Annotated in this window: 10 protein-coding genes; 4 read left to right on the plus strand and 6 right to left on the minus strand. The window is 54.0% G+C overall.

Going from position 1 to position 12681, the window contains the following annotated elements:
* Positions 1-96 precede the first annotated feature (96 nt).
* Both FHC51_RS10475 and FHC51_RS10480 read left to right on the plus strand, forming a co-directional pair.
* On the plus strand, positions 97-3183 hold the full coding sequence (locus FHC51_RS10475; RefSeq protein ID WP_220435462.1) for a beta-galactosidase: 3087 nt from the start codon (positions 97-99) through the stop codon (positions 3181-3183).
* Positions 3184-3242: 59 nt separating this feature from the next.
* Entirely contained in the window at positions 3243-3596 is a 354-nt protein-coding gene (locus tag FHC51_RS10480) for a DUF1428 domain-containing protein (RefSeq protein ID WP_220435463.1), read from the plus strand.
* Between the two features lie 32 nt (positions 3597-3628).
* On the opposite strand, the gene FHC51_RS10485 is transcribed toward FHC51_RS10480, so the two are convergent.
* On the minus strand, positions 3629-5197 hold the full coding sequence (locus FHC51_RS10485; protein WP_220435464.1) for an EAL domain-containing protein: 1569 nt from the start codon (positions 5195-5197) through the stop codon (positions 3629-3631).
* 257 nt (positions 5198-5454) lie between these two features.
* Here FHC51_RS10485 and ykgO point away from each other — a divergent pair, with 257 nt between their 5' ends.
* On the plus strand, positions 5455-5595 hold the full coding sequence (gene ykgO / locus FHC51_RS10490) for a type B 50S ribosomal protein L36 (RefSeq protein ID WP_003859006.1): 141 nt from the start codon (positions 5455-5457) through the stop codon (positions 5593-5595).
* A 50-nt stretch (positions 5596-5645) separates the two neighbouring features.
* Here ykgO and FHC51_RS10495 read toward each other — a convergent pair whose 3' ends face one another.
* The 5 genes from FHC51_RS10495 to acrA all read right to left on the minus strand — a co-directional run bounded on the left by FHC51_RS10495 (position 5646) and on the right by acrA (position 11838).
* Positions 5646-6110 (minus strand): YlaC family protein, encoded by a 465-nt coding sequence (locus tag FHC51_RS10495; protein ID WP_220435465.1) that lies wholly within the window; start codon positions 6108-6110, stop codon positions 5646-5648.
* Between the two features lie 262 nt (positions 6111-6372).
* Entirely contained in the window at positions 6373-6591 is a 219-nt protein-coding gene (locus FHC51_RS10500; protein ID WP_032616864.1) for an HHA domain-containing protein, read from the minus strand.
* An 8-nt stretch (positions 6592-6599) separates the two neighbouring features.
* On the minus strand, positions 6600-6992 hold the full coding sequence (tomB, locus tag FHC51_RS10505) for an Hha toxicity modulator TomB (RefSeq protein WP_103824066.1): 393 nt from the start codon (positions 6990-6992) through the stop codon (positions 6600-6602).
* A gap of 489 nt (positions 6993-7481) precedes the next feature.
* A complete protein-coding gene (gene acrB, locus FHC51_RS10510) occupies positions 7482-10622 on the minus strand; it encodes a multidrug efflux RND transporter permease subunit AcrB (protein WP_103178504.1) in 3141 nt (1046 codons plus the stop codon).
* Positions 10623-10644: 22 nt separating this feature from the next.
* Entirely contained in the window at positions 10645-11838 is a 1194-nt protein-coding gene (gene acrA / locus FHC51_RS10515; RefSeq protein ID WP_103824067.1) for a multidrug efflux RND transporter periplasmic adaptor subunit AcrA, read from the minus strand.
* Positions 11839-11980: 142 nt separating this feature from the next.
* On the opposite strand from acrA, the gene acrR reads away from it, so the two are divergent.
* Positions 11981-12634, plus strand: a complete 654-nt coding sequence (gene acrR / locus FHC51_RS10520) for a multidrug efflux transporter transcriptional repressor AcrR (protein ID WP_103824068.1) — start codon at positions 11981-11983, stop codon at positions 12632-12634.
* The last annotated feature ends 47 nt before the right edge of the window (positions 12635-12681 follow it).

Raw genomic sequence — 12681 nt, forward strand, 5'->3', positions numbered from 1 at the left:
TGATCGCCATCGCTTCATGACGCTCTCCCGCTTTACCCTGTCACCCTGACAGGGCATTGTAGCCATAAATTGTGAGCGCTTCGCAAAGAGGTAACTATGTCCCATCCTGCTCCGCTGACCCTCAGCACACTTCTTGCCCGTCGTGACTGGGAAAATCCCGGTGTCACCCAATGGAACCGACTTCCTGCCCACGTCCCGCTGAGCGGCTGGCGTGACGAGCAGGCCGCGCGGGATGAGGAGCCAACCCCGGCCATCCGCTTGCTCAACGGTGACTGGCAGTTCAGCTTCTTTCCTGCACCCGAGCAGGTTCCCGACAGCTGGACGCAGGAGGATTGCGCGGATGCGGTGGTGATGCCCGTTCCCTCCAACTGGCAGATGCAGGGCTTTGATACGCCGATCTACACCAACGTCACTTATCCTATTGCGGTGAATCCGCCCTTTGTCCCGGCTGAGAACCCGACCGGTTGTTACTCGCTCACATTCGATATGGACGCCAGCTGGCTGGAAAGTGGCCAGACGCGGCTGGTCTTTGACGGCGTTAATTCCGCCTTTCACCTCTGGTGCAACGGGCAGTGGGTGGGCTACTCCCAGGACAGCCGTCTGCCTGCGGAGTTTGACGTGTCTGCGTTTCTGCGGTCAGGCAGCAACCGGTTGGCGGTCATGGTGCTGCGCTGGTGTGATGGCAGCTATCTCGAAGATCAGGACATGTGGCGGATGAGCGGTATCTTCCGCGACGTTACCCTGCTGCATAAGCCAGATACCCATATCGCCGACTATCACGTTGTGACGGAGCTGAACGCCGATTATGACCGCGCACAGCTCCAGCTGGGGCTGATTCTCGGCGGGAACGACTACGCAGGCTGCGAGGTGAGCGTTAACCTGTGGCGGGACGGAGAGCGTATCGCCAGCGCCATCGGCAAGCCGGGCTCTGCGGTTGTCGATGAGCGCGGAAGCTGGCAGGAGAGAGTGAATATTTCTCTGAAGGTGGAAAACCCGGCGCTGTGGAGTGCGGAAATCCCCGCCCTTTACCGGCTGACCCTCGTGTTGCGTGACGCGCAGGGCCAGATCCTGGACGTTGAAGCCTGTGATGTGGGATTCCGTCGTGTCGCGATCGCAAACGGGCTGTTGAAGCTCAACGGCAAGCCGCTGCTGATCCGTGGCGTAAACCGTCACGAACATCACCCTGAGCGCGGACAGGTAATGGACGAAGCCACTATGCGCCGCGACATTGAGCTAATGAAGCAGCACAACTTTAACGCCGTGCGCTGCTCGCATTACCCTAACCACCCGCTCTGGTATCGCCTGTGCGATCGCTATGGGCTCTATGTGGTGGATGAGGCCAACATCGAAACTCACGGCATGGTGCCGATGAGCCGCCTGGCTGACGATCCGCGCTGGCTGCCTGCCATGAGCGAACGCGTCACCCGCATGGTGCAGCGCGATCGTAACCACCCGTCGATCATCATCTGGTCTCTGGGCAACGAATCCGGTCATGGCGCCAACCATGACGCCCTTTACCGCTGGGCGAAAACCACCGATCCTGGCCGTCCGGTGCAGTATGAGGGCGGTGGGGCGAATACGGCGGCGACCGAAATCGTCTGTCCGATGTATGCCCGCGTCGATCAGGACCAACCCTTCCCGGCGGTCCCGAAATGGTCCCTTAAAAAGTGGATCGGTATGCCGGATGAGACGCGTCCGCTGATCCTCTGCGAATATGCGCACGCGCTGGGTAACAGCTTTGGCGGGTTCGCTAAATACTGGGAAGCCTTCCGCAAACATCCTCGTCTGCAGGGCGGTTTCGTCTGGGACTGGGTGGATCAGGCGCTGACGAAGCATGACGAACAGGGCAACCCTTTCTGGGCCTACGGTGGCGATTTTGGTGATAAACCGAATGACAGACAGTTCTGTCTGAATGGGCTGGTCTTCCCCGATCGCACGCCGCATCCGGCCCTCTATGAGGCCCAGCGCGCGCAGCAGTTCTTCACCTTTACCCTGCAAAGCCACTCCCCGCTGGTGGTGGAGGTGCAGAGCGATTATCTCTTCCGCACCACGGACAACGAGCAGTTACGCTGGTCGGTGATGCGCGATGGCGACGTGCTGGCCACCGACGTTGTGGCGCTGGACATTCCGCCACAAGGGACGCAACGGCTGGAGATCGTGCTGCCGCAGTGGGCATCTGCGCCGGGCGAACTGTGGCTGAACGTTGAGGTTATTCAGCCTGCCGCCACGCCGTGGTCCGCTGAAAACCATCTTTGCGCCTGGGAACAATGGCCCTTGCCAGCGCCGTTATGCATCGCGACGCCAAAGGCTGCCGGGACTATTCCACAGCTGATCCGTGAAGATGATGCGCTGGTCATAACCCATCAGCAGCAGCGCTGGCAGTTTGATCGCACCAGCGGCAACCTGACGCAATGGTGGCGCGACGGCGTGCCGACGTTACTTTCGCCGCTGACCGATAACTTTACCCGCGCCCCGCTGGATAACGATATCGGCGTCAGCGAAGTGACCCGCATCGATCCGAATGCCTGGGTGGAACGCTGGAAGGCGGCAGGGATGTACAGCTTGACGCCGCGTTTGCTGCAATGCGAGGAGGAGCAGCTGGCGCAGGGGGTAACGATCACCACGCTCCACGCCTGGGAGCACAACAATCAGGTGCTGTTCCTGAGCCGTAAATGCTGGCGCATCGATAGCCAGGGCGTGCTGCACGGCGACGTTGAGGTGCAGGTGGCGAGTGATATGCCAGAGCCCGCCCGAATCGGGCTGAGCTGCCAGCTGGCGCAGACGCCGCAGACCGTAAGCTGGCAGGGTCTCGGGCCCCATGAGAACTACCCGGATCGCAAGCTCGCTGCCCGTCAGGGACGCTGGGAACTGCCGCTTGCTGAGCTGCACACTCCCTACATTTTCCCGACCGATAACGGCCTGCGCTGCGATACGCGTCAACTGAATGTAGGGCAGCATCAGCTGGAGGGTGATTTTCACTTCTCGGTAAGCCGCTACAGTCAGACGCAGCTGCGCGAGACCTCGCATCACCATCTGTTACGTGAGGAGCCCGGCTGCTGGCTGAACCTCGACGCGTTCCATATGGGCGTTGGGGGCGATGACTCCTGGAGCCCAAGCGTCTCTCCGGAGTTTATCCTGCAGGTGAAAAAGGTGCGTTACGCCTTTAGCTGGCAACAGAACTAAACTTAATCGCTGATGCGGCCACACCACGTGGCCGCACATTCACTTCTGAGGTTTATCTGATGAAGTATGTCGACGGTTTTGTGGTTGCCGTGCCCGCAGATAATAAGGAGGCTTATCGCGAGCTGGCGGCGAAAGCCGCGCCGCTGTTTAAAGAGTTTGGCGCGCTGCGTATTGTAGAGTGTTGGGCAGATGACGTACCCGACGGCAAATTAACGGACTTTCGCCTGGCGGTGAAGGCGGAAGAGAACGAAGAAGTGGTCTTCAGCTGGATTGAATATCCTTCCAGAGAGGTGCGCGACGAAGCGAACCGGAAGATGATGAACGATCCCCGAATGAAAGAATTTGGCGAAGCCATGCCTTTTGATGGTAAGCGCATGATTTATGGCGGCTTCTCGCCGCTTCTGGACGAATAAGCGTGACGCCCGGCGGCGCTTCCCGCCGGGCGTTAAGCGTGGCTTTCGGGATCAAGATTCGTTTCCGCCCACTGGATAAACGCCTCTTTTGGCAGCGCCTTGCTGTAAAACCAGCCCTGGCCGTACTGCACACCGTGGCGTCGAAGCCATGCCAGCTGGCCTTCGGTTTCAATACCTTCTGCCACCATGTCCAGATCGAGCGACTTGGCCATTTCTATGATGTGCGAGGTGACATTTTTATATTCCAGCGCATCCACAAACGACTTATCAATTTTTAGCGTATCGACATCCAGATCCTGCAGGTAACTGAGGCTGGAGTAACCCGTTCCGAAATCATCAATATAGACAGAGTGCCCGGCACGTCGGAATGCGGCAATGGCCGGGGCGCTGACCGCGGGATCGGCGAACCCGCGCTCGGTGAGCTCCAGCGCAATCTGCGAAGGGTGCAGTTGCCACTGATTCAGCAGGCGGCTCAGCAGCGGGAGCACGGTACCCGAGATCAAATCCTCCGGCGCCAGGTTTATCGAGATATGGTGGCCCGGATGCTGGCGTAACCATTCGCCCATATCCTCAAACACTTTTTCAATAATAAATGTCGTCAACTGGTTGGTCAGGCCCGTCTGTTCCGCCAGGGAGACAAAAATATCGGGTGACAGATAGCTGCCGTCCGGCTGCGGCCAGCGTGCGAGGGCCTCCGCACCGGTGAGTCTGCCGCTGTTCAGATTCACAATCGGTTGGAAATGAACCTGGAATTCCCTCGCATTAATCGCATCCATTAAACGATACCGGGGCGATTGCAGACGGCGTAACACGCGCAATATAAACCAGGCCGTCAGCAGACTGATCAGGACGCCAAAAGGCAGCCAGAAAATAAGCTGGTGGTGCCAGCTCTTTTGCAAAGGAGTCAGGGAGGACCACGCCACAATGGTGAAGCCCAGGTCAGATACGTCGTGCCGGTTGTACATCACGCCGTTATGCTGGAAATTCGCGCGGCCATTGCGCTGCATTTCGTGGAACACCTGCATATCCAGCTTGTTGCTGCTGGCAAAAACGATATTGCGGCGAAGCCCCACCAGGGCGACGTCGATCGGCCATGAGCCAAAGGGGATCACATCGATCAGCGAGGCCGGATCGATCATGACAATGTAGTGCTCTGTGCCAATCGCAGCCATATAGCGGTCGAGGCCCAGATCGTTATGTGAGGTGACCCAGGCCCGGTAGCCATCGGAGGTGATGCGCAATGCTGGCGGAAACGGGGCGGCATGGCTCACTTGTTCCAGCGACGAGCAGCGCGGTTTCAGATCCTCAACGTAAAGGACTTCCTGAATGTAGCGCCAGGAAAAGGAGGCGCGGCGCATCGCCATCGCATGTTCGTAAGTACAGGGTGTTCCGTTAAAAGCGTGCATCTCCTTCAGAGCGGATTCCGCCTGGCTAATCACTCTGTCGGTACGTATCTGCACGCGCGAAGAGTAACTATTCAGATCATCGACAAACTTATCTTCTGCATTGCGGTGTGCCAGCCAGATGCTCAGGCAGACAGGAGCAAGGACAGCAATGATGAGTACACAGGTAACCACACTGACCAGGTGTCGGGTTGTCATGCTCCTGTTTCCTTTTATAACGCCGGTATAGGGCGCCCAAGCCGATGACATTAAAACGAAAAAGCCGTTAAAGTGTAGTGTTATAGCACGCTGTTGAGAGTGAATTCATTCAGCAATTGAGACACTGAATTAAATACCATTTTAAGTGACTTTTTCACAGAGCGAAAACCCGACGATCGTTACAGGCGCAGGTTGTTTTTGCACCTCTACTCGGATATGCTAATTGTTATGTTATAACAAATCATATTGAGGTAGACATGCAGGTTCTGAATTCATTGCGCAGCGCTAAACAACGCCATCCTGATTGTCAGATTGTGAAGCGTAAAGGGCGGCTATATGTCATTTGTAAATCTAATCCGCGCTTTAAGGCGGTGCAGGGGCGTAAGAAGAGACGTTAAGCGGGATAAAGATGCCTGCCGCTGATGTCGGCGGCAGGCCAGAGCCGGGGTCAGGCGGCTACGCGGGAGAGGGTGAAGACATCGTAGAAAGAGAGCTCGCCTTTCGTGGCGATCATCTTCTGCAGTTTCTCTTTTTGCTGCGAATCGACGTTAGGGGAATGCAGAATATTTTCGATCAGCTGAGGAGGCACAAAGCGCGTGTTGTACCACTCACCGTTGTAGCAGACCCGGAAATCAAGCACATCAATATCTTCATAGCGATAACGCGGATTAACGTCAAAGAAGAAGAAAGCGTTAAAGACGATGAACAAGACAACCAGCAACCAGACGGAACCAATCAGCGTTTCGGATTGCAGCATCACCACCAGCGTAGCAAGCCACGCCGCATACATGGCGACAAACAGACCTGGATGTTTGCGAATAAAGCTGATGCTGAAGCGCGGCTTGTTGTCACGCTTTTCGCGAACATTGAGATCATCAATGGTTTCGGTAAGCAGGCGTTGTATCTCGGTCATCTTCTGCCCTTTCTGAATTCAACTTAATACGAAGGATCCGTATATTTTAAGTGACCACAATGTTTGTGGACAGTAACAGTTATGCTAAGAAATATCATAACAGTTACCAGGAAAGGGCGGGTGGGATGAGATGGCTGGCTGTTCAGTACAACGCAATGTTTCCCCGGCGATGGCGCTAGCCCAGCAATGAAGAACGGCCTGTTACGCAAAGGATGAAACATCTGAAAGTAGAGTCTTTATCTCTGACAGTTGTGAGAGACAATCAGCGTACAAACTTCCATACAGCGGTTGGGATTTTATCGTACAGCTTATTCATCGTAAGTTCAGCCAGACGATGATCGGCTGCTGAATAGAATACCGCAAGCTCATTATCAGAAAGCTCGTATTTATTTTTTTCAATGACGCGTTCCAGGGTGTCAATGGACTGACAGCGTCGCAAACGCATCAAATAATCAGTCTTGGTTAATGGTTTATCAGACATAAATTCACCTAATTGTTTGTAATAATTTTAACCGGAGAAACTAACGGATTAGCTCTACTCGCATTGACAAAACAACGAAAAAGCCGATTGCCCGATTTACGCCATTTTTGTAAATCCTGTGCGTTAATGCCGTAGCTGCTGAATAACATAAAAGTGTCATCCAGGTATTCGTCAATCTGCTCAATCAACTTATTATCTTCGTTATACTTAATTTTATAATTAAGCGCGAAGGTAGCAATATGCTCAATCAACTCGTTTAACTGCAAATTAATGGCAGAAGTAGGGTCATTTACCCAGCCATGGTTGCTTTCATCGAGATTGGTCAGGCAGTCATGGTACAGGGATTCACAAAGGAATTTCAACTGTGCAATATCTTGCCTTTTGGGCGAGTATTCGTCCATAGCGCATCCCCTTTTTGAGTGATTTTTTACTCACCGAACATCGTTGTCGGGAAGGGTACAACTGACTCAGTGTCAATGACTACTGTTATGCCTCTTGCTTTAACTATAATCTACTCTAATCAGGATTTCACCGCGCTATTACGAAAAATTACAATTACGCAGCATTTTACAGGCTCTGGCGGTCGCTATGTTATATATTGTTTTATCCTGATACAGCTCTTTACTTATCCCCCTGTGTGATTTTCCGGCCATACTTAAAATCATAGGCCCGGACGTTTAAAATCAAAAAACACCAGGAATACTCTTAATACCTAAGACGTGACGCAAAAAATTGAGAATTTCTGTAATAGAACCAGGTTAAATATGATAAGCCGTTTAAGGGTTACATTAAATATATAAACCCTCAATAAGCTAATTTTATGATTTTTAATTGCTGAAAAAAAGGCCGCATATGCGGCCTTTTTAAGGTTTAAACCTGAATCGGGGTCATCACACCGGATGATTGTGTTCGGTTTCGTCGTTCTTACGGCTGAAACGGCGACGTACGACCACGAAGAAGACCGGCACGAAGAAGATGGCCAGGATGGTTGCGGTCACCATCCCGCCCATTACACCGGTACCTACGGCGTTCTGTGCACCGGAGCCTGCACCCGAGCTAATAACCAGCGGCATAACGCCGAGGATAAAGGCCAGCGAGGTCATCAGAATAGGACGGAGACGCATACGTACCGCCTCCAGCGTCGCTTCAATCAGGCCTTTCCCTTCTTTATCCATCAGATCCTTGGCGAATTCGACGATTAATATCGCGTTCTTCGCCGACAAGCCAATGGTTGTCAGCAGGCCCACCTGGAAGTAAACGTCGTTATTCAGGCTACGGAACGTGGCGGCCAGCAGGGCGCCGATAACGCCGAGCGGAACGACCAGCATAACGGAGAACGGAATCGACCAGCTCTCATACAGCGCCGCCAGACAGAGGAAGACCACAATCAGGGAGATGGCATACAGGGCAGGGGCCTGGTTGCCGGACAGACGTTCCTGATAGGACATCCCCGTCCAGTCGTAGCCGATGCCTGCTGGCAGTTTACCTGCCAGTTCTTCCATCAGGTTCATGGCCTCACCGGTACTTCTGCCCGGTGCCGCCTGACCCAGGATCTCCATGGATGGCAGACCGTTGTAACGTTCCAGACGCGGCGAGCCGTATTCCCAGCGTGAAGTGGAGAAGGCTGAGAATGGCACCATCTGTCCGTTGCTGCCGCGCACATACCAGTTGTTGATATCGCTTGGTAACATACGGTACTGCGCTTCAGACATCACGTAGACCTTCTTCACGCGACCGCGGTCGATGAAGTCGTTGACGTAGCTACCGCCCCAGGCTGCGCCCAGTGTGGTATTGATGTCACTGATAGAGACGCCCAGCGCCTGGGCTTTTTCCTGATCGATATCCACTTTGAACTGCGGCGTATCTTCCAGGCCGTTCGGACGAACGCCAACCAGCAGGTCAGGGTGCTTCGCAACTTCGCCAAACAACTGGTTACGCGCCTGAGTCAGTTTCTCATGGCCCAGACCACCCTGATCGATAAGCTGGAAGTCAAAGCCGGTTGCCGTACCCAGTTCAACAATTGCTGGCAGGTTAAAGGCGAAGACCATCGCATCTTTAATCTGCGAGAAAGTGCCCATCGCACGACCCGTAATGGCCTCAACTTTGTTCTCGTCGCCCGGACGCTCAGCCCAGTCTTTCAGAGAGACGAAGGCGATACCGGTGTTCTGACCACGACCCGCAAAGCCGAAGCCGTTAACCGCAAACACCGATTCAACGTTGGCTTTCTCTTTGTTCAGGTAGTAATCCGTCACCTCATCCAGCACTTTCTGGGTACGTTCCTGGGAAGCACCCGCTGGCAGCTGAGCCATGGTCAGGAATACGCCCTGGTCTTCGTCCGGCAGGAAGGAGCTTGGCAGACGAACAAACAGGTAGGCCATGCCGACCACGATGATGATGTAGAGCAGCAGATAACGACCGGTGCTGCGCAGGATGTTGCCCACGCTGTCGGTGTAGTGGTGCGTGCTCTTATCGAACATACGGTTAAACCAGCCGAAGAAGCCTTTTTTGTTCTCGCCGTGATCGCCTTTTGCCACCGGTTTCAACATGGTAGCGCACAGGGCCGGGGTCAGGATCAGTGCCACCAGTACCGACAGGGCCATCGCGGAAACGATAGTGATCGAGAACTGACGATAGATCGCACCGGTAGAACCACCAAAGAAGGCCATCGGGATAAATACCGCCGACAGCACCATGGCGATACCGACCAGTGCGCCCTGGATCTGGCCCATCGATTTACGGGTCGCCTCTTTCGGCGGGAGTCCCTCTTCGGACATCACACGCTCGACGTTTTCGACCACCACGATGGCGTCATCCACGAGCAGACCGATCGCCAGCACCATCCCGAACATCGTCAGGGTGTTTATCGAGAAGCCAAAGGCCGCCAGGATAGCAAAGGTGCCGAGCAGAACCACCGGTACGGCGATGGTTGGAATCAACGTCGCACGGAAGTTTTGCAGGAACAGATACATGACCAGGAAGACCAGAATGATCGCTTCTACCAGCGTTTTCACAACCTCGTGGATGGAGATTTTCACGAATGGCGTTGTGTCATACGGGTAGACGATTTTCAGGCCTGACGGGAAGAACGGTTCCATTTTCTTCAGTTCGGCACGGATCGCCGTCGCGGTATCCAGGGCGTTGGCGCCAGTCGCCAGTTTAATCCCCAGACCGGATGCCGGCTGGCCGTTAAACTTCGCGATCACGTCGTAGTTTTCACCACCCAGTTCCACCTTCGCCACGTCGCGCAGGCGCACCTGAGAACCGTCCGGATTCACCTTCAACAGGATCTTACTGAACTCATCCGCAGAGGTCAGACGCGTCTGGGCGATGATCGAGGCGTTCAGCTGCTGGCCTTTAACCGGCGGCGTACCGCCTAACTGACCGGCTGCAACCTGGGCGTTCTGCGCTTTAATGGCGTTAATCACGTCAACCGGCGTCAGCTGGAAGTTGTTCAGTTTGTTCGGATCCATCCAGATACGCATCGCGTACTGAGAACCGAACAGCTGAACGTCACCGACACCAGAAGTACGGCTGATAGCGTCCTTCATGTTAGCGCCCACGTAGTCGGAAATATCCTCCTGCGTCATGGTGCCGTTGGTGTTGATAACGCCGACAACCATCAGGAAGCTACTGGAGGATTTCTCCACGCTCACACCCTGCTGTTGTACTTCCTGCGGCAGCAGTGGCATCGCCAGCTGCAGTTTGTTTTGTACCTGAACCTGGGCAATGTCCGCATCCGTACCTGACTCGAAGGTCAGGGTGATCTGAACAGTACCGGTTGAGTCACTGTTGGAGGACATGTACATCAGGTTATCGATACCGTTCATGTTCTGTTCGATAACCTGCGTGACGGTGTCCTGCACCGTTTTGGCATCAGCCCCTGGGTAGGTTGCGGCGATTGAAATTGCTGGCGGCGCAATGGTTGGATATTGCGCGACAGGCAGCTTCAGGATCGCAAGTCCCCCGGCTAGCATGATGATAATGGCGATCACCCACGCGAAAATGGGGCGATCGATAAAGAAATTAGGCATGTCTTAACGGCTCCTGTTTAAGTTAAGACTTAGGTTGTTCTGACTGACCGCCTGCTGAGGCTTGTTGTTGATTGTCAGACGTGACCTCTTGCGCTTTTACCTTGGCGCCTGGGCGAACTTTTTGTAATCCGGTAATGATGACGCGATCGCCATCTTTCAGACCGTCAGTCACCAGCCATTTATCACCAATCGCCTGGGTTGCTTTGATCTGACGGACTTCGACTTTGTCTTCAGCGCCAATCACCATCGCACTGGCATCGCCGCGCGGGGTGCGGGTCACGCCTTGCTGTGGTACCAGCAGTGCGGTTGGGTTGATCCCTTCTTCCAGGCTGGCGCGAACGAACATACCCGGTAACAGCGTATGGTTCGGGTTCGGGAAGATGGCGCGCAGGGTAATTGAACCGGTAGTCTGATCAACCGTCACGTCAGAGAACTCCAGGCTGCCGGTCTCGGGGAACTTGATGCCGTCGCTGGTAACCAGTTCAACTTTTGCTTTGCCGTTTTCCTGCTTCAGGGTGCCGTTTTCCAGCTCCTGTTTCAGACGCAGGAAATCGTTGCTCGACTGAGTGACATCGACATAGATCGGGTCAAGTTGCTGCACGGTTGCCAGCGCAGTGGTCTGGCCGTTCTGTACCAGCGCACCCTCGGTCACCGCGGATTTACCAATACGGCCGCTGATAGGGGAGGTCACTTTGGTATAGGCCAGGTTGATACGCGCGGTTTCAACGGCAGCTTTCGCAGCGACGACCGCAGCGTTAGCCTGCTGGGCATCCGCCTGCGCACTGTCATATTCCTGTTGGCTGATGTACTGCGTACCCAACAGTTTCTGATAACGGTTGACGGTCAGCTGGGCAATTTTTGCAGCAGCCTGCGCTTTGGCCAGATCGCCTTTTGCGCTTTCGTAGTTCGCCTGATAGGTTGCAGGATCAATCTGATACAGAGACTCGCCCGCTTTAACATCGCCGCCTTCAGTAAAATTACGTTTCAGGATGATGCCACTTACCTGTGGACGCACTTCAGCAATACGGTAAGCGCTGGTTCGGCCGGGTAATTCTGTTGTCATCTGGAGAGGTTCGGTTTTGAGCGTCACGACACCAACTTCTGGCACCTGCTGCGCTCCTTGTTGAGCCTGTTTTTCGTCACATCCTGTAAGCGCTAAGCTGCCTGAGAGCATCAGAACGATCGCCAGAGGCGTTAACCCTCTGTTTTTGTTCATATGTAAACCTCGAGTTTCCGATTTCAAATTGATCAATGGATCAAGCGTCCACAAACCCATTGCTGCGTTTATATTATCGTCGTGCTATGGTACATACATTCATAAATGTATGTAAATCTGGCTCCTGTAAATTCACCTGCGCATGGCACGAAAAACCAAACAACAAGCACTTGCAACACGCCAACACATCCTTGATGTCGCTTTACGCTTGTTTTCGCAACAGGGGGTTTCCTCCACCTCTCTGGCACAGATTGCTCAGGCTGCTGGGGTTACCCGGGGAGCGATTTACTGGCATTTCAAAAATAAGTCAGATTTATTCGGCGAAATTTGGGAGCTTTCAGAATCCAGTATTGGAGATCTTGAGACTGAGTATCGGGCAAAATTCCCTGACGATCCACTCTCAGTTTTAAGAGAGATTCTGGTCTATATCCTTGAGGCGACAGTTATTGAAGAACGACGTCGTCTTATGATGGAGATCATCTTCCATAAATGTGAATTTGTTGGGGAGATGGCGGTGGTGCAGCAGGCGCAGCGCAGTCTCTGTCTGGCCAGTTACGACCGGATCGAACAAACCCTGACGCACTGTATTAAAGCCAATATGCTCCCGGCTAATCTTTTGACCCGTCGCGCCGCCATTCTGATGCGCAGCTATATTTCCGGCATTATGGAAAACTGGCTGTTTGCTCCCCAGACTTTTGATCTGCAACGTGAAGCCCGTGATTATGTCGCGATCCTGCTGGAGATGTACCAGCTCTGTCCCACGCTACGGGCGCAGCCTGAGCCGCTTCTGGCCTGACTCCCAGGAATTATCCAGGAGCCAACAGTTCACGCTATTTTGCTTTC

The sequence above is a fragment of the Leclercia sp. EC_58 genome, from assembly GCF_019584355.1.
Lineage (GTDB): Bacteria > Pseudomonadota > Gammaproteobacteria > Enterobacterales > Enterobacteriaceae > Enterobacter.